The sequence below is a fragment of the Mesorhizobium subarcticum genome (assembly GCF_055456085.1).
Genome location: NZ_JBVBEG010000002.1, coordinates 485,241 through 511,493 on the forward strand (window position 1 = coordinate 485,241; position 26,253 = coordinate 511,493).

27 protein-coding genes and 2 pseudogenes are annotated in these 26,253 nt (G+C 60.7%); 8 read left to right on the top strand and 21 right to left on the bottom strand.

Features of this window, described 5'->3' with window-relative positions; all coding sequences use genetic code 11:
• Positions 1-226: 226 nt before the first annotated feature.
• From virB11 to ACZYHG_RS34280, 11 genes are all read right to left on the bottom strand, one after another.
• On the bottom strand, positions 227-1,273 hold the full coding sequence (gene virB11, locus ACZYHG_RS34230; protein WP_023819761.1) for a P-type DNA transfer ATPase VirB11: 1,047 nt from the start codon (positions 1,271-1,273) through the stop codon (positions 227-229).
• Positions 1,239-2,573 carry a type IV secretion system protein VirB10 gene (gene virB10, locus ACZYHG_RS34235; RefSeq protein WP_464614896.1) on the bottom strand — a complete coding sequence of 445 codons (1,335 nt, stop codon included), beginning with the start codon at positions 2,571-2,573 and terminating at the stop codon, positions 1,239-1,241. The genes virB11 and virB10 overlap by 35 nt, the downstream gene beginning before the upstream one ends.
• 7 nt (positions 2,574-2,580) lie before the next feature.
• On the bottom strand, positions 2,581-3,417 hold the full coding sequence (virB9, locus tag ACZYHG_RS34240) for a P-type conjugative transfer protein VirB9 (RefSeq protein WP_464614897.1): 837 nt from the start codon (positions 3,415-3,417) through the stop codon (positions 2,581-2,583).
• Positions 3,414-4,145 carry a VirB8 family type IV secretion system protein gene (locus ACZYHG_RS34245; RefSeq protein ID WP_464614898.1) on the bottom strand — a complete coding sequence of 244 codons (732 nt, stop codon included), beginning with the start codon at positions 4,143-4,145 and terminating at the stop codon, positions 3,414-3,416. The genes virB9 and ACZYHG_RS34245 overlap by 4 nt, the downstream gene beginning before the upstream one ends.
• 13 nt (positions 4,146-4,158) lie before the next feature.
• Entirely contained in the window at positions 4,159-5,229 is a 1,071-nt protein-coding gene (locus ACZYHG_RS34250; RefSeq protein ID WP_464614899.1) for a TrbL/VirB6 family protein, read from the bottom strand.
• Positions 5,230-5,455: 226 nt separating this feature from the next.
• A complete protein-coding gene (locus tag ACZYHG_RS34255; protein WP_464614900.1) occupies positions 5,456-6,169 on the bottom strand; it encodes a type IV secretion system protein in 714 nt (237 codons plus the stop codon).
• A gap of 11 nt (positions 6,170-6,180) precedes the next feature.
• Positions 6,181-7,047, bottom strand: a complete 867-nt coding sequence (locus ACZYHG_RS34260) for a hypothetical protein (protein ID WP_464614901.1) — start codon at positions 7,045-7,047, stop codon at positions 6,181-6,183.
• Between the two features lie 8 nt (positions 7,048-7,055).
• Positions 7,056-9,467 carry a VirB4 family type IV secretion/conjugal transfer ATPase gene (locus tag ACZYHG_RS34265; RefSeq protein ID WP_464615356.1) on the bottom strand — a complete coding sequence of 804 codons (2,412 nt, stop codon included), beginning with the start codon at positions 9,465-9,467 and terminating at the stop codon, positions 7,056-7,058.
• Between the two features lie 2 nt (positions 9,468-9,469).
• Positions 9,470-9,778: a VirB3 family type IV secretion system protein gene (locus ACZYHG_RS34270; RefSeq protein WP_464614902.1), complete on the bottom strand. Its 309-nt coding sequence runs from the start codon at positions 9,776-9,778 to the stop codon at positions 9,470-9,472.
• Positions 9,779-9,783: 5 nt separating this feature from the next.
• Positions 9,784-10,092 carry a TrbC/VirB2 family type IV secretion system protein gene (locus tag ACZYHG_RS34275; protein ID WP_023819752.1) on the bottom strand — a complete coding sequence of 103 codons (309 nt, stop codon included), beginning with the start codon at positions 10,090-10,092 and terminating at the stop codon, positions 9,784-9,786.
• Between the two features lie 12 nt (positions 10,093-10,104).
• Complete coding sequence (locus tag ACZYHG_RS34280) at positions 10,105-10,962, bottom strand: lytic transglycosylase domain-containing protein (RefSeq protein ID WP_464614903.1); 858 nt, start codon at positions 10,960-10,962, stop codon at positions 10,105-10,107.
• Between the two features lie 628 nt (positions 10,963-11,590).
• On the opposite strand from ACZYHG_RS34280, the gene ACZYHG_RS34285 reads away from it, so the two are divergent.
• Complete coding sequence (locus ACZYHG_RS34285) at positions 11,591-12,190, top strand: thermonuclease family protein (protein WP_464614904.1); 600 nt, start codon at positions 11,591-11,593, stop codon at positions 12,188-12,190.
• Here the strand turns inward: ACZYHG_RS34285 and ACZYHG_RS34290 are convergent.
• The 4 genes from ACZYHG_RS34290 to ACZYHG_RS34305 all read right to left on the bottom strand — a co-directional run bounded on the left by ACZYHG_RS34290 (position 12,147) and on the right by ACZYHG_RS34305 (position 15,299).
• Positions 12,147-12,431, bottom strand: coding sequence for a hypothetical protein (locus ACZYHG_RS34290; protein ID WP_156394383.1), 285 nt, complete (start codon positions 12,429-12,431; stop codon positions 12,147-12,149). The genes ACZYHG_RS34285 and ACZYHG_RS34290 overlap by 44 nt on opposite strands.
• Before the next feature lie 148 nt (positions 12,432-12,579).
• Entirely contained in the window at positions 12,580-12,927 is a 348-nt protein-coding gene (locus ACZYHG_RS34295; RefSeq protein WP_464614905.1) for a DUF1173 family protein, read from the bottom strand.
• A 316-nt stretch (positions 12,928-13,243) separates the two neighbouring features.
• Entirely contained in the window at positions 13,244-14,431 is a 1,188-nt protein-coding gene (locus ACZYHG_RS34300; protein ID WP_464614906.1) for an IS91 family transposase, read from the bottom strand.
• Between the two features lie 4 nt (positions 14,432-14,435).
• The gene (locus ACZYHG_RS34305) at positions 14,436-15,299 is read right to left on the bottom strand and encodes a tyrosine-type recombinase/integrase (RefSeq protein ID WP_464614907.1); all 864 of its coding nucleotides are present in this window, start codon (positions 15,297-15,299) and stop codon (positions 14,436-14,438) included.
• Positions 15,300-15,877: 578 nt separating this feature from the next.
• Between ACZYHG_RS34305 and ltrA the strand changes: the two genes are divergently transcribed.
• Positions 15,878-17,260 (top strand): group II intron reverse transcriptase/maturase, encoded by a 1,383-nt coding sequence (gene ltrA, locus ACZYHG_RS34310; protein ID WP_464614908.1) that lies wholly within the window; start codon positions 15,878-15,880, stop codon positions 17,258-17,260.
• On the opposite strand, the gene ACZYHG_RS34315 is transcribed toward ltrA, so the two are convergent.
• Positions 17,257-18,081 (bottom strand): DUF1173 family protein, encoded by an 825-nt coding sequence (locus ACZYHG_RS34315; protein WP_464614909.1) that lies wholly within the window; start codon positions 18,079-18,081, stop codon positions 17,257-17,259. The genes ltrA and ACZYHG_RS34315 overlap by 4 nt on opposite strands.
• A gap of 1,037 nt (positions 18,082-19,118) precedes the next feature.
• On the opposite strand from ACZYHG_RS34315, the gene ACZYHG_RS34320 reads away from it, so the two are divergent.
• Positions 19,119-19,550 carry an antitoxin Xre-like helix-turn-helix domain-containing protein gene (locus ACZYHG_RS34320; RefSeq protein ID WP_464615357.1) on the top strand — a complete coding sequence of 144 codons (432 nt, stop codon included), beginning with the start codon at positions 19,119-19,121 and terminating at the stop codon, positions 19,548-19,550.
• A complete protein-coding gene (locus ACZYHG_RS34325; protein ID WP_464614910.1) occupies positions 19,547-20,029 on the top strand; it encodes an RES family NAD+ phosphorylase in 483 nt (160 codons plus the stop codon). Before ACZYHG_RS34320 ends, ACZYHG_RS34325 begins: the two co-directional genes overlap by 4 nt.
• Positions 20,030-20,130: 101 nt before the next feature.
• Here the strand turns inward: ACZYHG_RS34325 and ACZYHG_RS34330 are convergent, their stop codons facing one another.
• The 4 genes from ACZYHG_RS34330 to ACZYHG_RS34345 form a co-directional block, all read right to left on the bottom strand.
• Entirely contained in the window at positions 20,131-20,895 is a 765-nt protein-coding gene (locus ACZYHG_RS34330; protein ID WP_464614911.1) for an ABC transporter ATP-binding protein, read from the bottom strand.
• Positions 20,896-21,110: 215 nt separating this feature from the next.
• A complete protein-coding gene (locus ACZYHG_RS34335; RefSeq protein ID WP_464614912.1) occupies positions 21,111-21,761 on the bottom strand; it encodes a transposase in 651 nt (216 codons plus the stop codon).
• 201 nt (positions 21,762-21,962) lie between these two features.
• The gene (locus ACZYHG_RS34340) at positions 21,963-22,748 is read right to left on the bottom strand and encodes a DUF7146 domain-containing protein (RefSeq protein ID WP_258580756.1); all 786 of its coding nucleotides are present in this window, start codon (positions 22,746-22,748) and stop codon (positions 21,963-21,965) included.
• Between the two features lie 347 nt (positions 22,749-23,095).
• Entirely contained in the window at positions 23,096-23,437 is a 342-nt protein-coding gene (locus ACZYHG_RS34345) for a hypothetical protein (protein WP_464614913.1), read from the bottom strand.
• Positions 23,438-23,578: 141 nt separating this feature from the next.
• Between ACZYHG_RS34345 and ACZYHG_RS34350 the strand changes: the two are divergent.
• Together ACZYHG_RS34350 and ACZYHG_RS34355 are read left to right on the top strand one after the other, a co-directional pair.
• Positions 23,579-24,672: pseudogene (locus tag ACZYHG_RS34350) on the top strand (IS5 family transposase).
• Positions 24,669-24,989, top strand: coding sequence for a hypothetical protein (locus tag ACZYHG_RS34355; protein WP_464614914.1), 321 nt, complete (start codon positions 24,669-24,671; stop codon positions 24,987-24,989). Before ACZYHG_RS34350 ends, ACZYHG_RS34355 begins: the two are co-directional and overlap by 4 nt.
• On the opposite strand, the pseudogene ACZYHG_RS34360 reads toward ACZYHG_RS34355, so the two are convergent.
• Positions 24,986-25,375: pseudogene (locus ACZYHG_RS34360) on the bottom strand (ISAzo13-like element transposase-related protein); the annotation flags it as partial. The gene ACZYHG_RS34355 and the pseudogene ACZYHG_RS34360 overlap by 4 nt on opposite strands.
• Before the next feature lie 80 nt (positions 25,376-25,455).
• On the opposite strand from ACZYHG_RS34360, the gene tnpA reads away from it, so the two are divergent.
• Positions 25,456-25,908, top strand: coding sequence for an IS66-like element accessory protein TnpA (gene tnpA, locus ACZYHG_RS34365; RefSeq protein WP_464614636.1), 453 nt, complete (start codon positions 25,456-25,458; stop codon positions 25,906-25,908).
• Positions 25,889-26,242 carry an IS66 family insertion sequence element accessory protein TnpB gene (gene tnpB, locus ACZYHG_RS34370; RefSeq protein ID WP_464613070.1) on the top strand — a complete coding sequence of 118 codons (354 nt, stop codon included), beginning with the start codon at positions 25,889-25,891 and terminating at the stop codon, positions 26,240-26,242. The genes tnpA and tnpB overlap by 20 nt, the downstream gene beginning before the upstream one ends.
• The last annotated feature ends 11 nt before the right edge of the window (positions 26,243-26,253 follow it).

Below are 26,253 nucleotides of genomic sequence, written 5' to 3' on the forward strand. Positions count from 1 at the left end.
GATCGTCTCGCTCTGCGTGGGATGATAGGCCAGGCGCTGACTGAAATGCTGCCAGGCAACGAACAGGCCGCTTAAGCTGCGTTGCGCGTTCTGGTACTTTAGAAGCCCCCAGCGCGAGGCGCCTTCAGAGGGGAGGGCGGGATTCCACCGCCATGTCGTCACCAGCTCGTAGGCCAGGCTCCAAAGGGCAAGGAAGGCGGCGAGGCCGATGAGGCCGAGGAGAAGCCTATAAGCGAATACGCGAGACATTCTGGGGAACCTTTCTGGCGGCTCTCCATTCGGTCATGCGGTTGAACCAGATCGCCGAAGTTCCGCGCCAGCCGCCCCGGCGCGTTTGTTGGATCACAATCGGCAGGACGGACCGCACGTAATCGATGATCTCTGCCTTGCTCAGCCCGAGCCCAGCCTGCATGACCATCAAGGCTAGCTGCTCAAACGCACCGGTCGGGCTGTCCGCATGGATCGTCGTGATCGATCCGGGATGACCTGTGTTGACGGCGCGCAAGAACGAATAGGCTTCCGCTCCCCGGATTTCGCCCAGGAAGATTCGATCCGGCCGCAACCGCATGGCGGCTTGCAGCAGCGTTTCAACGGTCACGTGCGCCAGGCCCTGGTCGCCCTTTGATGCGACGAGGGGCAGATAGTTGGGCTGGTGTGGTTTAACCTCTCGCGTATCCTCAATGGTGAGGATCCGCTCATCCGAAGGCACCTCGTGCAAAATCGCGTTCAGAAACGTCGTTTTGCCCGACGATGTGCCTCCTGAAAGCAATATCGAATACCGTTCCCGCACGGCCAGGCGGAGGAAATCCTCGATCTTGCCGGCGTCGAGATATTCGCAAAGGGCGCTGTCGGTCTCGCTCAATTCGCCGGGATCCTGGACGGAGATCGTATCGAACGACCCCCGCTTCCGGTAATCATCAAGGCGCATATCCTTCACGACCTGCTTGCGGATCGCGAAGGCGCCTCCTGTCGGCGTCGCCGGCGCAAGCACGCCCTGGAAGCGTTCGCCGCCGGGGAGGGCGGCCGAAAGCAAGGGATTTTCCTCGCTGATCGATTGCGAGGATGATGCCGCTATACGTTCCATGAGGTAAGTGATCGCGGCGCGGTCGAGCTCGGGGACGTCGAAGGGCTCCATATGTGTCGAGCCAACAATTTCGACCCACACAAGTCCAGGCCCGTTCGCACAGATTTCGACCACGCGATCGTCGTCGAGCCAGCGCCGCACCGGCTCCAGCGCCTTATTTAGAAAGACGGTTCTTTGCTGCCCGCTCACGTCGTATCTCCCTCAACGCCTCGCGTACCGGGTCCGGATAGAACTCCGAAAAATCGAGGTCGCGACGGACGAACACCATGATGCGCGACCCCTGATCGACATGGATCGTGGGCGCGATATTGATCGAATTGCGAAGCGCCTCTTCAGCAATGCGGTTGAGGCTTTGTGAGACCTGTTGCGCGCCGATCTGGCGCGCGTTCTGCATGTACTGGTTGGGTTGCGTCTGGATTGTCACCGTCTGTCCGGTCTGCGGATCAGTATCGGTCTGATTGGTGTTCGACCCGTTCTGATCGTTGCCAAGGTTGGCGATGAGCTGCATCGCGCCACCCACGACACTTAAAAGGATCGCCGAGCCGAAGCGCTCGAAATGATGGTTGTCGACCTCGCCCGGCATGCCGCTGCGACCGAGCTCGTCGGTGCCGGTCGAACCGAGCTGCACCGACATGCCGTCCGATCGAAGCAGGCGTGTCCACACAATGAACACCCGCGTTTGGCCGGTTGCGAGGCCACTGCGATATTCACCGATAAGGCGGGAGCCACCGGGGATCAAAACCCTGCGACCGTCGAACGACCACACATCCTCCGACACGACGGCCCGAACCATACCGGCAAGATCGCTCTGAATCGCCGTCTCGAGCACGCCCTTGATCATCGTCCCTTGGGCGACCAGAGCGTCCGTGCGCGGGTTCATCGTGGCCTTCGATGTATCCGCTCCGCTCTGGCTCGCCCGTGCCAAAAAACGCCGGTTGGGGTCCTCCTCGCCCTCGCTTGTGTTCCCGGCCGCCGTTGCATCCGTTCCATTGCCGCCCAGTGCTGATGCACTGCCAGGCGCATCGCCGCTATCGACGACGAGTTGCTTGGCGCGCAAGCGCTCCCATTTGCGCCGCTCCTCTTCTTCCTGCCTGCGTCGTTCTTCCTCAGCCAGGCGACGGGCCTCGGAATCGTCCTGGACCTGCGGTGGAGCTGCAGGCGGTTGCAATGCTGGTGGAGGGGGAGGCGGAGCCTCGACCGTCGACGGCGGCTGCGCCGGCGCGGCCGGCGGCTCCTCGGGAGCCGTCGGAATTTTCAGGGTCCCGTTATCAAGCTGGGGACGCGGCGTATCGAGCCCAGGTGCGGGAAACTGTGTGGTGTGAAACTCCTCGCCATCCGACGCCGTCAACAGCGGCTTGTCTGGCGCACGCGTCGCCGCATAGATCATCCAGCCGGCGAAGACCACCGCACCCAGCGGCACCACGATCTTGAAGAATGTGCTCGCCCCGAATTTTGGCGGGGCGACCGCCGTGCCTTCCTCGGCGAGCATTCTGTACTCATTGGGAGATGGCATCGGGTCCCCTCACTTTCCGAACAGCCCCACCGCCGACACGCTGCGGCTCGTAAGGTTCAAGCCCGGTCGGTTCGTTCACATTGTTCAGTCTCAGATTGAAGACGCAGGTTGCTTCGTTGCCGTTGCGCAGCGTCCATTGGTAATTGACCTTGTCGACGACGATGTACGCGCCCTCGCGGCGATAATTCACAAGGGTCTCATTGCGCTCGCTATCAACGACATAGATCGCCGGCACTTCCCTTGCTGGATCGAAGCGGAACCAGGTCTTCACGCCGTCGTCGTAGATCACGAGCGGCTTATTTGCCGACGACCCCTTGTAGGCATAGGACGAGTTGGCGTTTTCGGCCTTGAAACCCTGCCGGTTCGGCTGTGCCGCCCGGGCCCGGGCTTCGTCCATCAGCGCCGCGTCCGACACCTCTTCGGGATAGCGGAACTTGATCGCATAGACTTGTTGCGCAACCGGCCGAAATTCGCCGTTGAGGAAGAACACATAGCTGCGCTTGTTCGTCAGGACGTTGAGATTTCCGCCCGCATTCTTCTCGATCGGCTTCACAAACAGCACATTGCCCTTCTTGTTGGGCTCGATGCTCCAGGCCGGGACGTCGCCAGCGCCGAGGGTTTCGATTTTCTCGTCATCGCCGAATTCGATCATGGTCGAGGCGCCATAGCTGGCCGGCACCGACACCACATCGTCCTTCTGATACCAGACGAAGCGAATGCGACTGTCACGAGATCCCGCCCGAGGGGTCTGTTCGGCAAGGGCCGGCTGAACCGCGCAAACGCCGAGCCCGATTGCCATCAGGATGGCGGCGACCTTCATTGCGGTGTCTCCGCGGTGGGTGCCGGGGCCGTCTCCTGATCGCGCCGATATTCGAGCACCTGGAAGCCGAGCGGATTTTGAAAGCGGATCTCGTTTTTGGCCGGCACGCCGGTGTAGCGGAACCGGATCAATGACACCCAATGCCGCTGCACGGTGTTCGCCTGGCTCTTTTCCTCCGTCATGAACCGGACCAGGGCGGTCCTCTGGTTGGGAAACGTCACCGACTTCACGGTCACAGCCACGACGGAGTTTCGCCCGTACAGCACGACAGGGTTCGTCACCTTGTTTGCCGGGCTGAAAAGCTCGACGAGCTCCCTCGAGGCATCGCCGGCGCTCAGCAATTGCGCGAGATCGAAGTTGTCCTTCAGCGCCTTCGGATCGTAGGTCTCGCGAGCCTTCACATAACGTACGATATCGAACATCCCCATCGACTCGTCCTGCTGCAAAGGACCGTCGGCCAGCGGCCGCTTGACCTCGACAAACCCGGTGGATTTGTCGACCACCACCATGTAGGGCTCATAAGTCTTGAGCGGCAGCGCAAGGATCAGCGCGCCCACCGCTGCAACGGCAATGACCGAGGCGACGCTTGCCACACACCACGCCAGAGATCGCGACCAGCGATTGCGCCGCGCGATATCTTTTTCCCAGATTGCCGCATCCACGTAGTACGGCAAGGGAGACTCGGTTTCCTTCGCCTGTCGCCCAGCGTTTTCCTTCACATCGCTCATTGGTGCCCCAAACCTATGCGGGATCCGTTAGCTTTCGGGAAAGCCGTGCATATTCCGCTGAATTCTCATACCTTCTCTGTGCGAGGCTCACGCGTGCCCGCTCGCGACCCGCCAGGCGTTCCTGCCGGGTGCTCCAGCCCAAGCGTCCCATCAGCCTGCGCTGACCGGCTTGGCCCATCGCTGCGAAGGCGCCGCCGTAGAAGCGCCCAAACGAAGGCGTTCCAATACCAATTCCCCCCGCGAGAGAGGCGGCAACGTTGGTGATTTGCGACAGCAGCAGCACGCCAACAAGGCAGATCAGGATCAGCGGCGCGGCTTCGGTCAAGGTCGTTGTCGCAGCGCCGTTCGACCGGTTGACCGCGTCGAAATAAGTCTGGGTGATCGAGATGAAGAAGGCACAGAATGCGTAGACCAGTATCTGCACACACATGTACTGCACGATCGCGGTTACCCAGCCGGCGAAGAACCGGGTCGTGTAGCCGAACAGCATAAGAATGATGAACACTGGGGCGAGCGCCAGCAAAAGCCAAAGAAAGATCTTCGACAGGATGATGAGGAAGATCGCATAACCGATGAGCAGCGCGCCGACGACAAGGATGATCGCCGCCAGCACGTAGCCGCCGAAGTTCAACACCCCAAGGCTCTTGATAAAGGCGGAGGTGGAATTGGCGAGCGAATCCCAGATATTTTGCAGGGCCGTCTGCACCGAGTTGACGGAGTTCAGCCCGGCCGATGTCCCGGTCACATTGGCCGAAACGCTCGTCAGAAGGCTGTTCCCGATCGCGGAAGGTGTCTCATTCGCGAACGAATAGGCATATGTCTGAAAGTCCCCCCAGCTCGTCGCCAGAGCGTAGATGACGAAGGCGCGGAACAGGCGCCAGACCATCTCTTTTCCCGATCCGGTCGAGGTTCCCTGCCAGATGCCGATGGCCCAGAATATCACGTACAGCGTCAGCATCAGGCCGGCGACGCCCACCTGTCCGCCGCCGGTCAGGGCCGACGCCAGGTTCTGGTAGGCTTGCGATACATAGTTATTGCCGAACTTGTCGACCTGTTGCAGAAGCGTCGTGATATTGAAGTTCATTTTTTTGCCATCCCACCTGGAAACAGAGATGGATCGCTATTGAGTGCCTTCATCGGACCGCACTCGAATGGCTTCTTCGCTTCTGTTCTTGGTTCGGGCGCCGCGAACGCCATCGGCTGCATCGGTCCCTCGTCGCGCGAGCATGGAGCCTTGAGCGGCTTGTGGCCGCACCCGGAGGTCGCGACAGCGCCAATGATGGCGGCCGCTGATAGAAGAAAGCGCACCGTCATTGGCCGGACTTGTATTCGAGCCCCCGCGAGGCCTGCGTGATCAGGTTCATACGATCGATGTTTTCCTGGTTGGCGGCAGCCGTAGCGGTGTTCACCGCGCCGATCAGCTCGTTCACGGTCAGACCCGTTTGCACCATGATCTGGCTGTTCTGATCGATCGAGCCCTTGATGTCCTGCGCCGTGCCGATCCGTTGAGCGCCCGACTGAAAAGCGCTGGAACGAGTCTTCACCCCATTTTGCGAGGAGTCCACCAGCCCGGTAACAGTGGCCGCGACGTTCACCAGGGCGCTGTAGTTCTTATCCATCTGCGTCGTCTGGCCATTGATCAGGCCCGAAATGGTTTTCACCAGCTGCAAGCCATTGATCATGTTTGAAACGATGCCCTGCGATCCATTGCCGAGGCCGGCGAACGACAATGAGCCGCCCGAGATCACGCTACCAAGCGAAGGCGCGTCCCCCATGGAGAAGCCGCCATTGCCCAAGGCCATCTGCGCGAGTTGGCCGGCTTGGCTAGACCGGTCGCCCGTGACGGCCTGCAGCGTCTTTTGCGTATAGTTCATGATGTTGCGGTCGGTGCTGAGGATCTCGCTCGTGGCCGATGCAATCTGCCGAGCCTGTTCCAGATTAGCCTCGTCGATCGTAGGCACCTGCGCAAAGGCGATGCCGCCCAAGCCAAGGAAGAGTGCCGCTGTTAACGGAATTCCACGCATAGCGCTTTCTCCTATTGAGCCTGATATTGCTTGACGGCCGACATCAGTTCGTCGGTCGTCATTGTCACGGGAGCGCGGTTCGCGTCCCTTTGGATTTGCGAAAGCACGGGCGAGACGTTTTCAACCGTGTCGGTCGTGCGCGGCGCCGTGCATGCGCTGTCCGTCGAGGGGCAGCACGGGTTGCCGGCCGTGCCGCCGCTCATAGCCCCGGGACAGCTTGTCGAGCCACCCGAGCCAGGCGGCGGGGACGCGGGAGTGAGCACCACCAGGCCGGAGGATCCCCGACTTGTCAGTGTGGCAGTGCCGATGTTTCGCACGTTGAAAGCTTGGGCGAAGAACCCTGTCGCCTGGATCACCTCGTTGAAGGTCAGCCCGCCTTGGGCGCGGATTGCGCTGTTTCGGTCGAAGGCTTCCATGACCGTTTTGTCGGTCCCGATATCCTGACCCATGGTCTCGAAGGACTGCTTATTGGGGGCCACCGTTGACATGCTGCCATTCATGCCCCCGAGAACCTGACCGGTGATATCCAACTGGCCCCTTTCGCCGGCATTGCCGCCGACAGCGCCCGATCCCGACCCGGTCGAGGCGAACGCCGAAGAGCCCTTGATGTCCGGATTGGCCTGTTCCAAGGACGCCCGGCCACTGGCCGGATCGACCGAAGCCTTCGGGCTCTTCACGTTCTGCGCCTTTTTGGGTGTCGTTACCGAGCAATTGACGCCCTGCGTGGCGGACTTCGTATCCTCCTGGATGAGCTTGATCTGAACCTTGTCGGCCTTGTCCTCGCTCCGCTGCGACAGGATCGGGCTGTCAGAAACCGGCACGGCCGCCATGGCCGTCGATCCCGCGAACACCGTCACAAGGGCGGCCGTCGCGCCCATAATGGTCTTCATTCCGGGTCCCTCCCAAGAAAGATTGGCAACCAAACCTGCGGATCGTCGCCGACGCGCGCGCGTAGCGCGTCGAGCTCCTGAACCGTCTCAATTCGACCGGAGAGGATCTTGATCGCGTCAGGCATCGCGCCCAGATTGAGGCGCGCAATGACGCTGTCCTGATCATGCTTGATCAGGAATTTGCGGGCTTCAGGCGGGGTTTCGCGGATCCATTTGATCTCGCGCTCCGACAGCCCGAACGCCCTGTGCGATTCCTCGTCGGCCTTCGGGTTGGGGAAAAAGATATTGGTCGGCGTCTGTTCGATCAGCGTGTTGGCGATCGATGACTTCACAATATCCGCCGCTGACTGCGTGCCGAAGCCAATGATGCCATTCAGCTTACGAATGGTTTTCAGCTTGTCCTTGATGAAGTAGCTGAAAATATCATTGTCCAGCAGCTTCCAGCCTTCATCGAGGAAGATCATGACCGGTTGCCCGTCAAGCAGCTCCTCGATGCGATGGAAGATATAGAGCAAGGCCGCCGTGCTGGTCGTTGCGTCGCTCAACACGCTCGTCATGTCGAAGCCGAAAATGGACGACATCGAAAACGAGTCTTCCGCGTTGTTGAACAACCAACCGCGCTGATCCGGCCTCATCCATGGCTGCAAGCGCGAATAGAGGTCGTCATCGCCGGCGCGCATCGCACCACGCAACAGCTCGGCGAACTCCTCCATGGTTCGACCTTCCGGCGGCGCGCTCGCCACCTGGGCGATCGCGTTGCGGATGACTTGCTCCTCGCGCGTCGAGTGGGCGTATCCGTCGGATCGACGCAGCATGAAGCTGAAAAGCTGGAAGAGAAAATCCCGGTTGCGCGGCGTATCGGGCAGGCGCAACGGATTGAAGCCGGAAGGCTCCCCGGCCTTCAGAACCTCATAGCGGCCGCCAAGCGACCGCACGAAGATATCCAGGCCGCGGTCCTTGTCGATCATCACCAGCTTGGGGCGCGGCGTGATGCGCTGCGCCTGTGCCGCGAGAAAGCCGAGCAAGACCGTCTTGCCCGAGCCCGAGGGACCGTTCAGAGTGAAATTGCCGAGGTCTCGAACATGGAAGTTGAAGAAGTAGGCCGTTTGCGACGTCGTCTCGAGGACGCTTATGGGCGTTCCCCAATGCACCCCGCCAGCCCGGCCGCTCGGATAGTTATGAAAGGCGGAGAAGCCCGCCATGTTCTTCGATGAGATCATCGACTTGCGCGCCACATAAGCGAAATTGCCGGGCAGGCTGGCCCAGAACGCAGGTTCACAATTCAGGTCCTCGCGAACCCACAGGGCGGACACCTCCGTCAGCGCCGTGCCGACATCGGTCACGCAGCGCGCCACGTCGTCCATGGTTTTCCCGAGGCACAGCACCGTCAGGTGATGCAAGCCATAGAGCGCTTCCGAGGACAGAAGCTCATCGCGCGCTTCACCGAGTTGATCGGCCACGATCGAGCCGGCTTCATCCGACATGTCGATCTTGCGCCCGACCCGCTCCATCTGGGTCAGCGCCTGGGGCTTGTCGATGATGGCGAAGGATTGCGTGACGATGAATTCGTGCGGCACTTTTAGCATGGGGTTGAGCATCCCTGGTCCCGTGATGGAGGGGTACTCGCCTACCGAAATGATGGCGCCGTATCGCGTTTCGCCAGGGAACGCCCCGCGAATTTCCAGCGCATTCGGGCCGAAGAACAGCCGCTTCGTCGCTAGCGCCTCCGCGAGTTTCATGCGCGGCAGTGCCATCGGCCGCGGAAATCCGCCATTGACCAGCTGCACCAGGAATTCCAGCGGCTCGGAATGCCAAACGTCACTGCGCTTGACGACGGTGAGAACCCGCGCGCCATACGCCTGCAGGCTCTCTCGGACGGCTTTCATCACGTCCGTGAGTTCGATCAGCGCCCGCTCCTCGCTCGAAGAGCGACCGTCCGCAGCCCTTCGTCCCAAAAGCTTGCGGATCACGAGATCCGCCGTCCCGACCGTGCCTTGCAGCTCGCGCCGCACGATGGTCAGGTAGATATCGTTCACAAACATGCGGTGGGTGCGTAGGGCCGCCGTGTAGCGTTGGTCCAGCTCTTGGCAGAACTTATTCTCGAAGCTCGACTCGATCGCCGGCTTTACCTCGCGGCGCACGATATGCGAGTAGATCGCATAGCGGGAATTCGCCAACCCCCGGATGAGATCGTTGCGGCCGAGCAGGCGCGAATTGATCTCGGCGATATCGATCGTCTCGAAGCACAGTCCGCTCATGTGAACGAAGGACATCAACATGCCGTCCTGCGTCTTGATCACCTCGTCGGACACATGCCGCGAATAGGGTATATGGGCCGAAACCGGATTCTCCCGACGAGACACGGCCCCGAAACTCAGTTCATCGCGAAGAGCCCGTGCGATCGCCACGGTCACACCCGATAACTGCGCGCACCCCAGAAGCTGGCGCTTCGGGGCGGCGTCTTGCGTGAACGGATGAACATGATCTCGATGAACATGGGATCGCGCAGGATCGCGATCCTGGCAACCGCATAGAGCGGCACGCAGATAGAGAGCATGACCAGATTATGGGTTGCAAGGAACACGACAGCGGTCAGCACGCCGATGAACCCCGCAAGCTCGTAGGGGATACCGAGCACCGTCGGCGCTCGGGTCAAGCCCTTGACCAGCGGAGTGATCAACAATCTGGGCTCGCCAGGATCGAGCCGGCCGTCTGCCATGCCGATCACCTTCCGACCGCGGATTGAAAGAATTCGACGATCTGGGCCGAGCCGAAGACCAGCACGATACCCAAGACCCAGCTGCCGGCCACAAACCATGACAGGCGTGCCGCCCAGGCCATGAAGCCCATGAAAATGCAGAACAGAACCGCCAAAGCCGTCGCGATCGGCCCGGTCAGGGTCTGCACCAACGTCTGCAGCGTGCTTTGCACCGGCTGGAGATTTCCGCCCCCAGCCATCGCCTGCGTTGCCAAGAGCATGAGCGGCATCGCCACACCAGTGCTGCGTGCAGCAAACATCTTCCACAAGGTCATCAAAGCTTCTCCTCAGTCAAAGTTTTGCACCATCCCGCCTTGCCAGACCGGCACCGTCGCTTCGCGAGACGTCATTGTGCTGCCATTGCGGGAGTTGGTGCGGGATGTCGGATCATTTCGTTGATCCGCTGCGCCGGCCGCAGCCGATTGAACGACGGCCAGGTCAAGGCTCACCACCCCGGTGGGCATCACTGCCCCAGACCCGACCGATGGCCATTGGTAGAAATCGTTGATGACGTTGGCGACGTAGCCAACCGTCTCGGGGTAGGGCGGCACGCCCTTATATTTTAGAACCGCGACCTCGCCGGCATTGTAGGCGGCGAGCATGTATATCGGGTTAGGAAATTTGCGATGCAGATCTCGCAGAAAGCCGATCCCGCCTTTCACATTATCCGCGGGATCGCAGATATTGACACCGTAGCTTACCGCCGTGGACGGCAGAAGCTGCATCAGGCCATAGGCCCCTTTGGGCGATAGCGCGCCGGAATTGAAGCGGCTTTCGGCCCGGGCAACCGCGAGGACGAGGGGCGGGGCAAAGCCTTGCTGGCGCGCGACCGCTTCGACGATCCGCTGTCCTTCGTCCTTCGACAGGGCAGCGACGCCGGGGCATGGGTTGTCAGCCAAGGTCGATGTCACCGTAGCGGCCGCGCGGTCAGCACCTCCCGCCGCACCGATCCGCTGCACGTCCTGGCTTTCAACCTGGTAGGCCGGCATAACCCGGCCATTCACGTCGACGGCAGCATTAACGCTGCGCGTGGCAGGTGCCGTAACTCGGTCCTGGAATTTCTGCGAAGCTTCCTGTGCAGACGCCGCTTGGCACGTCACCAGGATCGCACCCGCTGCAAGTACCGTTTTGCGGGATCGAATCATTAAAATAATCCTGCGCCGTTGCCGATTCTGGAATGCGGAATTAATACAATGAATCGATGAACTGCAATCGAGAAAATGAGGCAGACACAATGAAAATGAGCAAGGTTCTTCCCGTTGTGGCGTTTTTGCCGACCTTGGCGGCTCTGTCCCCGGCGCCGGCCCATGCTGATGATTTTGGCTGTAAGGTCTTGCTATGCATCCTCAACCCGCAGGGTTGGGCGAGCGTCGGGAAATGTGTGCCTCCGGTCGAGCGCGCTTTCCGTATGGTCGCGCATGGGGAGCCCTGGCCCCAGTGCCCCGAGGCCGGCAGTTCCGGTCGTATCGGATATGAGAAATTCAAACCCTGCCCAGACGGCACGATCGCCGTCTCGCCCGAGACGGAATCGAGCGGGAGCGACAACAGCTCTCGCTCACAAACTGTCTACAAGCCTGACAATAACGGCGCTTTCTGTGCTGCGCGGAATGCAACGAATGCCTCTTGGGACACGAACCCGAGAGGTTCGGGTTACGGTGCGCGTCCAACATCGGCCGTGACGCGGCGCGAGCAGAGGACGGAGCCAAACTATCTCGATCTCACAACGACCGACGGCAAACAACGGTTCTGGTTCAATCTGAGCAGGTATCAATAATGAAACGTGGCTTCGCCGCCGCCGGCATTCTCGCGGCCGTCCTCGCCAGTGTTCCGGCACTGGCCGAGGACAAACCCAATCTCTGGTTTCCGATCCCCGCCACAGCATCGTTCAGCACCGGCGACACCTGGACCTATGCCGGTGAGACCCACCGTCTCTACGGCGTTCAAGCCTGCCTGCGAGGCACATATTTCACAAATAGCGCAGGGGGGCATGTCGATTGCGGGGAGGCAAGCCTTGCAATGCTCGTCTCTCTCATCCGGGATCTCAAACCTCAATGCTACACGGCCGCTTGGCAGGCCGCGACCAAAACGCGCTTCGTCGTTTGCGTCGCGCAGCCTACTTCAGGTTCCGCGGCCGGTTCTCGCATCGATCTCGGCACGGCGCTGATCTCGACCGGCTGGGCGTTCGCGGCCGTCACTCCGAACGGCGCTCCGGTCCATGCTCCCTATATCGTCGCGCAGGAGGTCGCTAAAAAGCAGCACCTTGGCCTGTGGCAGTTTGCTGACGTGCCCGATCCGAATGCCATCATCCTCCGCGATATCCGAAACGCATCTAACCAGGCTGGTCAGTCTTCGAATCCGCCTGCAAATCGATAACCGGTCCCCGGCGCGTTGGATCATACTGTACATTCTGCTGAGGCCATCGCCGGACCACGAACGCGACGGCAAGCGCAATCGCCGAAATCAATCCGAGAACTATAGCCGCGATCAGCCCCGGCTCTCGCCAAAACGATAGACTGTCCCACTGGTTCAAAAGCCGGGCGCCGGACAGCACCAAAATGAGGACTGTTGCGATGACAATGCCCGTTCCCGGATCCATGTCGAATTTCTTCAGCATCGCTTTCTCCTTTTCGCACCCCCTGGTCACGGCCCCGATCAACGGTCGCTTTTAGCGTAAACACCGGCGCCAGGCGCAAGCCCCTAGGCTCAGCCTGCCCTCTGGGTGCGCCAGCCGTCGCCCGCGCTTCGGCTTTTCAGTTGTTCGGTCAATATTCCAAAGCCTGCCTGCCGGGCGGAGCGGAAAGCCGCTGCTGTTTGCCCGGTAGCGCCGGTCGGGGGCCGCTTGCGTCCCAGCGCCAGGTCTCGAGCTCGCAGCTTGAAATCAGATGGTCGAATTCCGCCCGTACCGCCTCCTTGGCATCGTGCGGTACGACAAAAAGCGCGGTTCCCTGTTGGTCAACGTCGGTCAGAAGACCGAACGCCATCGGCACCGCTGGCAGCACGTTGTAGCGCAACGTTTTCACAAACCGCCGATGCTCCCCGGTCAGGACCTCGATCAATTCCTTTTCGTCGTCGTGCTGAAACGGAATCTGGAGGGTTATGTGAGGTCGCATCGGTCGTCGCGGCGAGCTCGAGCGACCTCACATAAGCCGGATTGAAGTAAGGCGCGGGTTGTTAGCCGCTGTTATGGAGATAGTAGGGCACGCTGTTTGACGGCGATAGCGAATTCGTCGCGTGCAGCGGTGGCACGACCGAAGTTTGGCTTGATCCGGCGACCTTCGCGAGCAGCTTGGCGGGCGATCGGTGGCGATTTTTGCGCTCTCAATGCACACTGTCGGTCTTTCGGTGTGACCAGGGCCAAGCGGTGTCGCGCGCAGGCGGGGCGCTTGGTTTTGCGGGCATATCGGAGGGGGTGCGGATTGTCGGAGTTCATGATGTATCGCACCAGAAAGATGATGGCCGGGGCGGCGAAACAGGCGCAACAGTGATCCCTGTCCTGTGCATGGGACGCCGGCAGTCAGGGCATTCGTAGGACTGCCTGTGCTGTGATTTGCCGGTCTGCTGCTGCCCGCCTGCTGGTGATGGCTGGTCGAGGAGCTGCCTGCAGAGACCGATCCGATCCCGTCGGTGGCTATTGGCGAGAAAGCCGAAGTGACGCATGCGGTGGAAGCCGGCGGGAAGCACGTGAAGAAGAAAGCGCCGGATGAACTCGCGCGAGTCAAGGCGCATGATCTTCTCGCGGTCCCGACCATTGCCACGGTAATCCTTCCATCTGAAGGCAACATGGCCGTCATCGACCTCGACGATGCGGCTGTTGGCGATGGCAACACGATGGGTGTAACGGCCGAGATAGGCGAGCACCTGGTCAGGGCCGCCGAACGGTGGCTTCGAATAAACAACCCATTCGACGCGGCGAGCACGCGCGAGATGGCGGGTGAACGCCTCGTCGTCGTTGAGATGGCTGAGTTCGTTGGAGAAGCGGAGTTCACCGTGAGCGAAGACGTCGGCAAGGGCAGTCAGAAAGAGCCGCCGAAACAGGCGCGACAGCACGCGCACGGGCAGAAAGAAGCCCGGCCGGCAAGCGACCCATCTTGACCTGCCGGGCGAGAGACCGCCGCCGGGCACGACGCAATGGACATGGGGATGATGGGTCATGGCCTGGCCCCAGGTGTGAAGCACGGCGACGATGCCGATCTCGGCGCCCAGCCGCTTGGGGTCGGCGGCAACGGCCTGCAGCGTCTGGGCTGCGATCCGCATCAGCAATGCATAGACGACCGCCTTGTTGTGAAAGGCGATCTCGGCGATGCCAGGTGGTAGCGTGAAGACCACATGAAAGTACGGGACCGGCAACAGGTCGGCGACGCGTCCATCGACCCACTCCTTGCGGGCCGCGCCTTGACACTTCGGGCAATGGCGATTGCGGCAGGAATTATAGGAGATGCGGGTCCTGCCGCAATCATCGCAGGCATCGACGTGGCCGCCGAGCCTGGGTGTCCGGCAGGCTTCGATCGCACCCATGACGCGTCGTTCGCCGCGGCCAAGATGGACGGCGTGGTTACGCCTGTAGGAGCTCCCATGTCGTCGAAAGATGTCGGCGACTTCGAAGGTGGGGCGCAACCGATTACGATTCCGGCGGAGTCACCTCCAGTCGTAATCGATCGAGCGGACTGGCCGTCGACCGGATCGTGTCAGTGGAGACCTGCGTATAGCGCGCTGTTGTCGAGAGGTGGGCGTGGCCGAGCAGGACCTGGATGATGCGGATATCGGTCCCGTTCTCGAGCAGGTGAGTGGCAAAGGAATGCCGCAGCGTATGGACGGTGACGTGCTTGGAAAGACCCGCCGCCGTAACCGCCGAACGGCAGGCGGAATGCAGCACCCACGGCTCGATCGGCTTGTCAGGATCGCGCCCAGGAAACAGAATGTCCTTGGGCCGCGCCAAGCGCCAATAGCTGCGCAGGATCCCGAGCAGTTCCGGCGACAGCATGACGTAGCGAGCTTTGCCGCCTTTGCCACGCGTGATGTGGATCACCATCCTTGAGCTGTCGATATCGTTGGCGCGAAGACCACAGACCTCCGAGACCCTGAGACCGGCGGCATAAGCTGTTGTCAGAGCCACCCGCGCCTTCAAGCTGGAGACAGCTTGAAGAAATTCGACGACCTCGTCGTTGGAAAGAACAACCGGCAACCGGCGAGGCTCGCGCGCATACGGAATATGCTCCGGGATTGTATCCTGGCCGAGCGTTACGCCATAGAGGAACCGGAGTGCACAGACGATCTGGTTCAATCCCGACCAGGAAATGCCCTTCGACACGAGGTGAACCTGGAAGGCATGGATATCGTCAAGGCCTAGCCGAGCGGGCGATCGGCCAAAATAGCGGCTAAACTTTGCGACTGCATAAAGGTAGGATTGCTGCGTGGCCGGAGATAGATTGCGGACTGTCATGTCCTCGATCATCCGGCGACGCAGAGGGCTCATCTCAGCCATCTGGATCTCCTGTCTGAAGGATGGGTTTGCAACACCCAAATCCTCTCAGACAGGAGGCGTCTCTCAAAGCGGGCACCAATTGCCGCGACTAGCGGCTTAGTTGTGTGCCCAGCATGTTCAACCGCTTGGGGGTGAAAGTCCCCTAGCCAACCTGATGGAGGTGAAGGCTTAGCAAAGCGCAAGGGCATCACCGCGAGGTGGTGTCTGAAGGAAGCGTGGAGCAAAACCGCGACCTGACGAACAGAAACCGGATGTGAGGCATCCCTGGCCGGACGAGCGGGCAACGTGTCGCGAAGTCCATATCCATCAAGGGGCAGGGCTGTAGATCCGGCAGGTGCGCGGGGAAGGCGATTGAACTTACCTGGGGAGGCCTGCGTCATGTTCCGACTTCGGAACTGAGGGAACCGCAAGGTGACCTGACCGTGATGCAGGAGTCAGCAGAGGGCGTAGTAGGTGATGCTGTCGGCAAGGCTAGTGAGGCACTCCAAGGCCGAAAGGCGGAGCAAACGGATAGGCCGAGCCGGAAACGATGACCGAAGGCCCGAACGATTGGAAGTGGCAAGTAGGACTGGCAACTCATGAGTGGAAAGCGGCAGACGACCCAGTATTCATTGGCCTTGGAACCGAGGGACCGGGGTGAAGCCCCTGTTAGCGGTTACCAAGGGGCCGAACCACTCGTGGCGAAGTCGGCACCCGAAAGCCCTGCTTGGACAGAACAGCTAATGGAGACGGTATGTAGCCGAGAGAATTTGGAAACAGCGTGGAAACGCGTTCGAAGCAACAAGGGCGGTCCAGGCGTGGATGGGATGACCATCGACGACGCCAAGGGCTACCTGCGTGAGCACTGGCCAAGCATTCGGTCTCGATTGCTCGGGGGAACTTATCAGCCGCAGTCGGTCAAGCGGGTTGAAATCCCCAAGCCGGACGGCGGGGTCAGAAAACTCGGCGTACCTTGCGTCGTCGACAGACTGATCCAGCAAGCCCTGCTGCAGGTCCTCCAAGAGCAGTGGGACCCGACGTTCTCGGATCACAGCTACGGCTTCCGCCCGGGACGCTCTGCCCATCAGGCAGTAGCCCAAGCGCAATGCTACATTGCCGAGGGTTACAGCTACGTGGTTGACCTCGACCTCGAAAGATTCTTCGACCGGGTTAATCATGATAGCCTGATGGCGCGCGTTGCCGCGAGGGTGTCCGACAAGCGTGTGCTCAAACTCATCCGAGCATTCCTCAATGCCGGGGTGATGGAGGATGGCCTGGTCCGTCCGGTGGACGAAGGGACCCCGCAAGGCGGTCCGCTCTCGCCCATCCTAAGCAACCTCCTGCTCGACGACCTCGACAAGGAACTGGCCCGACGTGGTCACCGCTTCTGCCGTTACGCGGACGACTGCAACATCTATGTTCGCAGCCACCGCGCCGGCGAACGGGTCATGGCTTCTGTAAGCCGGTTCCTGACCAAGAAGCTCCGGCTGAAGGTCAACGAGGCGAAGAGCGCGGTGGCGCGACCGGAGGAGCGGAAGTTCCTGGGGTTCAGCATCTCTAATGACGGGAGCGAGCGGCGCATTGCGCCGAAGGCCCTCGACAAATTCCAGACGCTGATCCGGGACATGACACGCCGGACACGGGGGATCAGTCTGCCGCAGTTGATCAACGAGCTGAAGCCATACCTCATCGGATGGCGCGGTTACTTCGGCTTCTGCCAGACCCCACGGGTGCTTACGAACTTGGAAGCGTGGATCCGCCGAAGACTACGCATGTATCTCTGGCGGCAATGGGTGAACGGGCACAACCGCTTCAAGGAACTGCGCCGTCATGGCGTACCAAAGTTCGGAGCTGCGGTTGCCGCCGGTTCACCGACGGGATTCTGGCGCATGTCAGGACACCCGGCGGTCCAACAGGCCCTGCGCAACCATTACTTCGAGTCTCTCGGTCTCCCTCGACTCCATGTCTCTGCCCAAGCTTAATCCGATCGAACCGCCGTGGTACGGACCCGTATGCCCGGTGGTGTGGGAGGGGCGGCGTCGCGAGGCGTCCCCCTATCCCGATCAATCCAATTTTCCGTCACGTTCATAAAGCCGATTTCGTCGATCGACAGAATGCCGGACGGCATCTGCATGACCGTTGCGATGGTGATCAGGTGCGAATTTTCGTGCAGTCGCCACAGGTCTAATTCAGCTGCAAAGCGCTTCGGCACTGCATTGAACATTTTCTCATCCAGGAAAAGCGGCGCGTCGGGCATATGCTTGATCGACAGCTTGCCACCGAACCGGGCGGGATCCAGCGATTTCACAATTCCGATCACGATCTTCTTGTGCTTCGCCTTAGCTGCCGCCGCGAAAGCCCGCTCCCGATCCGCTGCCAGGCGATCCTTTTGTTCAGGCGAGTACACTGCCGGCATAAACAGCAGCTCGCGCAACTGGAACTTCTGGCTCGACTTTGCATCGGCCGCGCCCCAAAGAAATTTCCGGACCAACCCCCAATTTCTTTTTCCCACAAAGCCGGGCGCCATTAATGTCAGCTCCGCCTCTTCCCAGAGATAGTCAAGCAAGCCTCGCAGCGTGAGCTTCTTCGGATCGGCTTTCACAGTGTGGTGCGAAGTCCCCTCGCCGGATGACCCCTGCCGCGCCTTGCCTTGTGTCAGTGCAAAGGCCAGCTTCAGCCGCGCGGCCTCCGATGCAGGATCCTCAATGATCGCTTGACCCAGGACCTCCGCCTTTCCCGACAGGGCAAGGGGCAGTTCATAGCGATCACAGTCTACCGCATGGTCCTTGCCGGTGTTCGGCATTGACGATCAATTCCTCGCCGACAGCGGCAATGTACATCGGCACTCCGGGATGGCGACACAAACACAAGACGCGGCCTGCTGGTCCCGCGCCTGACGCAAGAGCGTCTGAATTTCCGGGTGCTGGGGGCCAACCGTGCGACCCAGAACAGCAAAGTCACTCATAAGGTGCCATCCGACTTTAGATCGTTCGCCTTATGATTAAATCATTGAACCGATGTTTCGTTCAACCCATTGGGTTCAACGATGCTTCCCATGGATTGACAGTGGTTAACCCAGTAGACTCGAATAGGCTGATGTTTCAGGTGGGCGACCATAGAACTGCAAGCAGCGGCTGTGGCGGCGATGTAGCCGTCCGCGGCGTGATCCGCCGGGATGGCGTAGCTTCCGGCACGAGGACATGACCGCGTGCTCTTCATGCGCGCCATCGATGAAACAGTCTATGTCGAGGATCGGATTGTCATCATGCCACACCAACTATGGTGACCTCTCCAGACCGGAACCGCGCGCTTGCGACCGTTCTGTAATGTGGCGCACGAATTTGTGCCGTTTTATATGATCTTTGGAATCCTATTCGTCGCCAAGGCGTTGAAATAGGATCAAACAGGTAAAATCGTTCGATGGTTTCCTCCCATTCCACCGGACGGTGTTTCCTCCCTGAAGGCTTTACCCTTCTTTTGGCCGGGCCGTATCCGAGCCCGGCCATTCTTTCTTCCGGGCTTCCTTGTTCAGCGCTGGCGGAAACGCGTTTTTCCTGGTGTCAATTATTCGCGACCAAGGCGGTTCGCACTCGCCGCCTCTGCGCTATTCGAAGGCTACGCAGGGGAGGTGTCGGTGGGACTGATGCTGCTGGCGGGCGCCAAAGGCTAACGCGTGACAGCAAGGATCGTAGGGTGATCGGATCGGTACGCGCTAACCGCCAGCCCGTGACAAGATAGTGCCGGCCATCGCGGGCTGGAGCTATGGCGAAGGCGAATGCAGACGCTTGCAAGGCGCATCATGTGAGGCTATATTGTGCCTCACATGAAATGGAGAGTGGAATGCTGGCGTTCGGAAATGTAGCCGACGTGTTGGGGCTGCCTGCTAAGGAGGTGGCGGCGCGGTCGCCATTCGGACTGATCTCCCGGATCGAGAATGGACTTCCCATTGGGGTGGTCGAGCGCGTTGCCCATCTCGTTGCCCCGGGAGATGCTCAGTTCAAATATCGGCTGATCCCCAAAGCAACCTACGAGCGGCGCAAGACGGCGCATCGCCTGTCGTCGGATGAGGGCACACGATTGGCCCGTGTGGCGCGCGTCTGGGGGCTTGCTGTCGATGTCTGGCAGAACGAAGAGGAAGCACGCGGTTTCTTGTTTCGGCCGCATCCGATGATTGAGGACAAGCGACCGATCGATATCGTCATCCTCAGCGAGTTCGGCGCCGAAATGGTGGTCGATATCCTCGGAGGTCTGAAGTACGGCAGTGCTGCGTGACGGCGCAGACTCTCGATCGCACCCTATTGTCCTTTCGCGTCGGCGATCCGGCCGGCACCTACCCGATCTTCGACGCGACAGGCTCGACAGTCGCACCAGGGCGATGGAATACGTCCGGAAGTCCTATCATCTACACCAGCGAGCACTATTCGACCGCCCTCCTGGAAAAGCTGGTGCATGGCAGTGGCCGACTGCCGCCCAACCAGCACTACATCGAAATCACAATTCCGCGCGGACTGAGCTACGAGGTTTTTTCGCAGCCGTCACTGCCCGGCTGGGACACGATGCCGGCGACGGTAAGCAAGGGATTTGGCGAAACCTGGTGTTTAGAACGGCGCAGTGTCATCCTGCTGGTGCCGAGCGTCGTGGCGCGTCTCGATAGCAATGTGCTGATCAATCCAGCTCATCCGGAGTTTTCAAGGATCCACACGAGTCTCCATCAGCCCGTCTACTGGGACCGGCGGCTGTTTGGCGCGTAAGGGGAGGGCTTTCTGTCCCCAACTACTCCAGAGCTATCGCATATGGCTCAAAGCATTGCAGTATTGCCGTTTCATGCGTCGTGCCGATCCGTTCGCTTCCGCTAGTGCAGGCCGAACTCGCGTAGCAACTCTTCACGGTAGCGCACGAAGCGGCTTTCGCTGCGCTCGCGTGGGCGGGGCAGGTCGACGTCGATCAACCGCGCCGCGCCGCCTTTCTCCCCGGGCAGGATCAGCACCCTGTCGGCAAGATAGATCGCCTCTTCCAGATCATGGGTGACCATGACAATGGTGACGTTCTCCTCGCTCCAGATGCGCGCCAGTTCCTCCTGCATGCCGATCTTGGTCATGGCGTCGAGTGCGCCCAGTGGTTCGTCGAGCAGCAGGATCTCGGGTTGCACGGTCAGCGCCCGGGCGATGCCGACGCGCTGCGCCATGCCGCCGGAAAGCTGCCTGGGCCAGGCATCGGCGAATTCGGCGAGGCCGACGAGCGCGATGTAGAAGCGGGCCCGTTCCTCGGCCTCCTGCTTGGGCACGCCGCGCACTTCGAGGCCGAAGGCGACATTGCCGAGTACGGTCAGCCAGGGCAGCAGGCGCGGTTCCTGGAAGATCACCGCGCGCTCGGCGCCGACGCCATGCACCGGCTTGCCGTCGATTGCGACAGCGCCGCTGTCGGCGGCCTCCAGCCCGGCAAGGATGCGCAGCAGCGTGGTCTTGCCGGAGCCGCTGGCACCGACAATGACCAGGCATTCACCGGAGCGGATATCGAGGTTGAGTGCCCTCAGCACGGGGAGCTGGCGCCCGCCGAGGGTGAAGGATTTGGCGAGGTCGCGTATAGTGACCTCGCCGCCCCTTGTTGTTGTGCCCATCGCGCTCGGTTCCCTGCTCAATTGGTCTTGGTTTCGCCCGGGCGGTAAAGGATGTCAGCGGCTTTCAGCTTGCCCTTGGCCAGGCGGCCGTCCCGCTCGAGGATGCTTACCCAGAAGTCGATGTCGCGGTCTGTTGCCTGGGCCTTTTCACGCAGGCCGAATCCAGTCCAGTAACGGGCCGATAGGCGCTATCGGCAAACACCTGGCCGGGATTGTCAGGCAGAGCATCGGGACCGGCCTTGCCGTCGTTGATGTTGGCGGGTGTGACGGCGATCTCCTCGACCAGAGCTGATATCGGCGTCGGCACCGACATGGGCCTTGAAGCCATGAACCGCTGGTCGGCCCTTATGCTTGACCCAATGGCCCTCTTCGTCATCCTCGCTGGCCGAGGCGATGATCGTCGCATCGACAAGCGTGCCGGTCTTCACCTGAATCGCTTTGGCCTTGAGCTGGCCGGTGATCTCGTCGAACAGCGTCTTGTCCAGACCATGGGCCACAAGAGCCTTTCGAAAACGCACGAAAGCCGTTCGCTCAGGTGTCTGCTCTTGAGCCGAAAACCCGCAGAACCGTCGGAACGATCCTCTGTCGTCCAACGCCTCGGCAAGCTTGACGTCGGACAAGTCGTACCAGATCGACAGCAGCATCGCCTTGAACAACGCCTCTGGCGGCCAGGCAGGCTCGCCCTTCGAAGAGCAGGAAATCACACAAAGGGCCTGATCGATCGGCACCCAGTCAATCAGTCTGGCAAGCGCATCCAAAGACGAATGCTGGCCGCGATCAACGACAAAACCAAACTTTTCCTGACCAATGTGCCGACGTGACATCGCATCCCCCAATCCATTGTACTGATTGAGAGAATCACACATCAACACGCCAGTCTAGACACCCGCGCACAGGTCTCATTAGAGCAGTTCACCGAGTGGTCGACAGTATCCTCTGACGGAAGACTTCGGCCCGGTCTTCTGAAGCCAAGGCATGGGTGTCGAGTAGAGATAGGCGCGCACCTGGTGCAGGTTCTCGATGCTCGAAGGCACCCTTCGCCAGAACAAGTGGTGCCAAATTTGTGATCAAAGTTTATGGCAAGCTGGCCCGCCGACAGGTTCAGGTGTCTGCGCCGAGTGTTTCGCGCAGCAGAAGATCCAAGGTAGGGTCTCGGGCGTCGGATCGTCCTCCCACAGCTTCGCGAAATCCCGGTCGTCGGGCGGTCTGTGAATGAGGACCTGGCGCTCAGGGTTGGCTTCGCGAACGCGTTCGGCCGCGCTGAGGCCGGGCTTGTCCGGATCGGCGAAAACGACGATCCGCTGTACGCATTCGGGCAGCTGAAGAAATGGCAAACGTGGTGCTCCCAGTGAGCACCAGACGGGCAGGCCGTATCGCAGCATTACGGCATGGCCGGTCTCATAGCCTTCGGCAATACCAAGGACGTCGGCCGCTGGGGCGAGCCGCAAGGCAAAGCCCCGGCTCGGGCCGATGATGCGGCGCGGCTCGTCTAGCGCCGCCTTTTCTGGCCGTGTCGGGTGCAAGAGGGTGAGCTGCACCGAACAGATCGAACGGTCTGGGGCCTGCAGAGCAGCCACCAGCGCGGGAAAGCGGTTCTTTCCCAACCGATAATCCGGCAGATAGCGCAAAGTTGGCAACGTCGCCGGCAGACGGCGAGAGGCAAGATAAGCTTCGCCGTGCGTCCCGGCGAGCGCAATCGCTCTCGACCAGAGCGCGCGCGCGTCCGCTGCCGTGGTTTTGGCCGCCGCCGGACGAACACGACGCAGAGGCTCGGCCGCGCGATTCGACAAATCCAGGTCCGCAATGGCGGTCTCGATGTCGACGGGATCGCAGCCTGCAAAGCAGTAGAGCATAAGACGATAATCCCCGTCACGAACAGAGAGGGAGGGATGGCGGTCGCCTTTCCCTTGCCCGTGACTTGGTACTGGGCAACGGCACAAGTAGCTCCCGCGCGCCGGGAGCCCTCCTAAAGCGTGATATACCTGCGCAGCGCTTGGCCACGACACCTTTGTCATGGGCCTGATAATGCCGCCAAGCCGCTATCGAATCAATAGAATGATTTAATAGCGCGTTGAACATTACCGGCGAAATAGCCGGGGCGTTTCAAGGGCCAGGACTAAGGGCTCGGCGCGGAACAAACGCTTCATGTGATGACCGGTAAGCGGGAGGAATTTGGATCGACGCGCCGCGATTGATGGCGTCAGAATCCGCGGCCGCGCTGCCGCTTGAGTTTTTTGATGCGCCGGCGTTGGTAGGTATCGATGTCGCGGAACAGCGGAAAGCGGCGATCGAAGAGGAGGTGGGTGATGGAGACGATATGGACAGCCGCCGCGTCGTCACCGCCGATGTCGAGGCAACAGGCAACGCCGCCCTCGTCGCCGAGATTCAGCACGTCGACCACCTGACACCTTGCGGGAATTGGGATCTCGGGCGATTTTGCTGCGAGGATACGCTGAAGATCTTTGGTGATGGCTGCGTCGATCGGTAACAAATCCTTCAGCTTGGAGATGAGGAGATCGGTTTTCTCAGGATCATCGATCATCTTGTGCTCTTGATTGTAAGATGGCGATTGCTGTCTTTGAGGTCCATGGGCTGAGGAGAACCCTAGCAGGCTGTTGAAAAAGGGCTCGCGACAGTCTCAGGTTCGTGATTCACTCTGACCACGAAGAGGTGGGAGTGAATCGTGCGGGGCGGTGACGGACAGACGGGCGAACTGTTCAGCTATGTGGACCTCGAGGCTCGGGTGCGGCGCGATCATCCGTTGCGCCGTATTCGGGCGATTGTGAATGAGGCGCTTTCGGCGTTGGAGCGGGAGTTTGCGGCGCTGTACTCGCCGATTGGGCGGCCGTCGATCCCACCGGAGAAGCTGCTGCGTGCGATGCTGCTGCAGGCGTTCTACTCGATCCGCTCGGAGCGGCTGTTGATGGAGCGGCTGGAATACGACCTTCGTTCGTCGGGATTGGCGTCGACGATGCGGCCTGGGATCATTCGGTGTTCTCCAAGAACCGTGACCGGCTGCTGGAGGGCGACATCGCTGCAAAGTTCCTGGCGGCAGTGCTGGCGCAACCCAAGGTGAAGAAGCTTCTGTCGACGGATCACTTCTCGGTCGACGGCACACTGATCGAGGCGTGGGCATCGATGAAGAGCGTCAAACCGAAGGACGGCCCAAGCGGTGGTCATGGCGAGCCGCCGGCTGAAGGGGGCGGGCGAAACGCGGAAGCGGACTTCCATGGCCACAAGCGATCCAACGACACACATGCCTCGACCACCGATCCGGATGCCCGGCTCTATCGCAAAGGGCGGGGCAAGGAGGCGAAGCTCTGCTTCATGGGGCATGGGCTGATGGAGAACCGCCATGGCCTTCTGGTCGACGCCTGCCTGACGTTTGCCGACGGGCATGCTGAGCGGGTGGCCGCACTGCACATGATCGAACCGCGAGCGGAGCGGCCACAGGCGATCACACTCGGTGCCGACAAGGCCTATGACGCGCAAGACTTCATCAATGAGCTGCGTTCGATGAAGGTGACGCCGCATGTGGCGCAGAACACCAGCGGCCGGAGTTCGGCGATCGACGGGCGCACGACGCGGCATGGCGGCTATGCTGTCAGTCAGCGTATTCGCAAGCGCATTGAAGAGGCGTTCGGGTGGATCAAGACGGTCGCCGGACAGGCGAAGACGAAGTTGCGTGGCCGCGACCGCGTCGGATGGGCCTTCACCTTCAACGCCGCCGCCTACAATCTCGTGCGGTTGCCGAAGCTGCTGGCGGTGCCGACATGACCGCGCCCGCGGGCTGTCAACTGATCGGCCGCTGGCGGATCATCGAAGCTGACCTGTGGGATCGCGGCTATCTCGACCTCGGCGGACCCGCCACGGTCACCATTGGGGCCGACAACCACGGTGAGATCGCCTTTGGCGCCCTGCTAGCCGGCCTCGATCTCGGGTACGGGCCGTCAATGGTCTTCTTCACATGGGCCGGCTTCGATGAGATGGACGAAGTTACCGGCGACGGCTCGATCGACATCACCTTCGCCTATCAGAACGGCGACGAGGCTATCCTCAAGGCCAAACGTGATCCTTCTTCAACAGCCTGCTAGAGCGCGCGGTTTGCGCTGGGAGCCGAAGATCCATGGTCAATCGATGTGCATGGCAGTGGTGAGATCGTATAGTTCCACTCGGCGTGAAAGTCGTCGCGGGCAAGGTTGATGGCGGCCATTTCGGCGTCGGAGACCTTGATCGCTTTGGGATACGCGTTTTCGTCGAGGCAGCATTGCACATCGAGGCCTTTGTCCGTCGTCGTCGCTCCGATCAGTTGGACGATGACCTCGTGGCTGATCAGCGGCTTGCCGCGCCAGTTCTGCGTGATGAAGGCAAAGAGGCGATGCTCGATACGGTTCCACTTGCTCGTACCGGGTGGGTGGTGGGCGACAGAAATGGCCAATCCGGTTTCGTTGGCGAAGGTCTGAAGTTCGCGCTTCCACAGAAAGCGCGAATTTCTCTGCACCTTTTTCCATTGAGCGTGTTTTGGCATGAAGTGTCCACTTTGGAGGTGGACACCACGTGATTGAGGACGATGAACAGAAACTGCTGGTGAGGCGAATTTTGCGTAACGGCCGCCGGCGGTACGACGCGGCGTCAAAAGAGCGGCTCGTTGCGGCCTGCCTTGAGCCTGGCGTGTCGGTATCGCGACTTGCGCTTGAACATGGGATCAATGCCAACCTTCTTCGGAAGTGGATAAAGACGACCAAAGACGCCGTTGCTTTGCCGCCACCTGCGCCGTCGGCGTTCATTCCAGTTCAAGTCAGCGTCGCCGCGGAGTACAGCCTGCCTATGCAGGGCAATTCGGTAGAGAGGCCTGCCACGCGTGGTGAAGAGCGGCTGTCGAAGTCGTCGCCACTCCCAGCCAAGGTGAGCGCGTCTTTGCCGAACGGCGTGAAGTTGACGCTGGAATGCGGTGATGTGGATGCATTGACGGCGATCATCGGAGCACTGGGTCATGTTCAGACTGGGCGCTGACCTGACAGTCTACCTGCATCGCGAACCGATCGACTTCCGCGCCGGCATCAACAGCCTTGCGGTCCTGGTTCAGGAGGTGATGGAGCTCGACCCGTTTGCGCCTGCGGTCTTTGCCTTTTGCAATCGCCGTCGCGACCGGATGAAACTCTTGTTCTTTGACCGGTCCGGCTTCATGCTGGTTCTAAAGCGGCTGACCGAAGACAGGTTCCGATGGCCACGCCGGGAGACGGCGGTGGTTACGCTGACGACCGAGCAGCTCCATTGGATTCTCGACGGCATCGACATCGATGCAATGGTGCGCCATCCGGTGCGGCAATATCAGGTTGCGGGCTGACGGCTCCCGAA

Excerpts from the sequence above, each read along its gene's own strand:
- virB10 (WP_464614896.1), bottom strand. The coding sequence starts at position 2,573 with ATGCTCGCCGAGGAAGGCACGGCGGTCGCCCCGCCAAAATTCGGGGCG.
- virB9 (WP_464614897.1), bottom strand. The coding sequence starts at position 3,417 with ATGAAGGTCGCCGCCATCCTGATGGCAATCGGGCTCGGCGTTTGCGCG.
- ACZYHG_RS34245 (WP_464614898.1), bottom strand. The coding sequence starts at position 4,145 with ATGAGCGATGTGAAGGAAAACGCTGGGCGACAGGCGAAGGAAACCGAG.
- ACZYHG_RS34250 (WP_464614899.1), bottom strand. The coding sequence starts at position 5,229 with ATGAACTTCAATATCACGACGCTTCTGCAACAGGTCGACAAGTTCGGC.
- ACZYHG_RS34255 (WP_464614900.1), bottom strand. The coding sequence starts at position 6,169 with ATGCGTGGAATTCCGTTAACAGCGGCACTCTTCCTTGGCTTGGGCGGC.
- ACZYHG_RS34260 (WP_464614901.1), bottom strand. The coding sequence starts at position 7,047 with ATGGGCGCGACGGCCGCCCTTGTGACGGTGTTCGCGGGATCGACGGCC.
- ACZYHG_RS34270 (WP_464614902.1), bottom strand. The coding sequence starts at position 9,778 with ATGGCAGACGGCCGGCTCGATCCTGGCGAGCCCAGATTGTTGATCACT.
- ACZYHG_RS34275 (WP_023819752.1), bottom strand. The coding sequence starts at position 10,092 with ATGACCTTGTGGAAGATGTTTGCTGCACGCAGCACTGGTGTGGCGATG.
- ACZYHG_RS34280 (WP_464614903.1), bottom strand. The coding sequence starts at position 10,962 with ATGATTCGATCCCGCAAAACGGTACTTGCAGCGGGTGCGATCCTGGTG.
- ACZYHG_RS34285 (WP_464614904.1), top strand. The coding sequence starts at position 11,591 with ATGAAACGTGGCTTCGCCGCCGCCGGCATTCTCGCGGCCGTCCTCGCC.
- ACZYHG_RS34290 (WP_156394383.1), bottom strand. The coding sequence starts at position 12,431 with ATGCTGAAGAAATTCGACATGGATCCGGGAACGGGCATTGTCATCGCA.
- ACZYHG_RS34295 (WP_464614905.1), bottom strand. The coding sequence starts at position 12,927 with ATGCGACCTCACATAACCCTCCAGATTCCGTTTCAGCACGACGACGAA.
- ACZYHG_RS34305 (WP_464614907.1), bottom strand. The coding sequence starts at position 15,299 with ATGGCTGAGATGAGCCCTCTGCGTCGCCGGATGATCGAGGACATGACA.
- ltrA (WP_464614908.1), top strand. The coding sequence starts at position 15,878 with ATGAGTGGAAAGCGGCAGACGACCCAGTATTCATTGGCCTTGGAACCG.
- ACZYHG_RS34315 (WP_464614909.1), bottom strand. The coding sequence starts at position 18,081 with ATGCCGAACACCGGCAAGGACCATGCGGTAGACTGTGATCGCTATGAA.
- ACZYHG_RS34320 (WP_464615357.1), top strand. The coding sequence starts at position 19,119 with ATGCTGGCGTTCGGAAATGTAGCCGACGTGTTGGGGCTGCCTGCTAAG.
- ACZYHG_RS34330 (WP_464614911.1), bottom strand. The coding sequence starts at position 20,895 with ATGGGCACAACAACAAGGGGCGGCGAGGTCACTATACGCGACCTCGCC.
- ACZYHG_RS34335 (WP_464614912.1), bottom strand. The coding sequence starts at position 21,761 with ATGTGTGATTCTCTCAATCAGTACAATGGATTGGGGGATGCGATGTCA.
- ACZYHG_RS34340 (WP_258580756.1), bottom strand. The coding sequence starts at position 22,748 with ATGCTCTACTGCTTTGCAGGCTGCGATCCCGTCGACATCGAGACCGCC.
- ACZYHG_RS34345 (WP_464614913.1), bottom strand. The coding sequence starts at position 23,437 with ATGATCGATGATCCTGAGAAAACCGATCTCCTCATCTCCAAGCTGAAG.
- ACZYHG_RS34355 (WP_464614914.1), top strand. The coding sequence starts at position 24,669 with ATGACCGCGCCCGCGGGCTGTCAACTGATCGGCCGCTGGCGGATCATC.
- tnpB (WP_464613070.1), top strand. The coding sequence starts at position 25,889 with ATGTTCAGACTGGGCGCTGACCTGACAGTCTACCTGCATCGCGAACCG.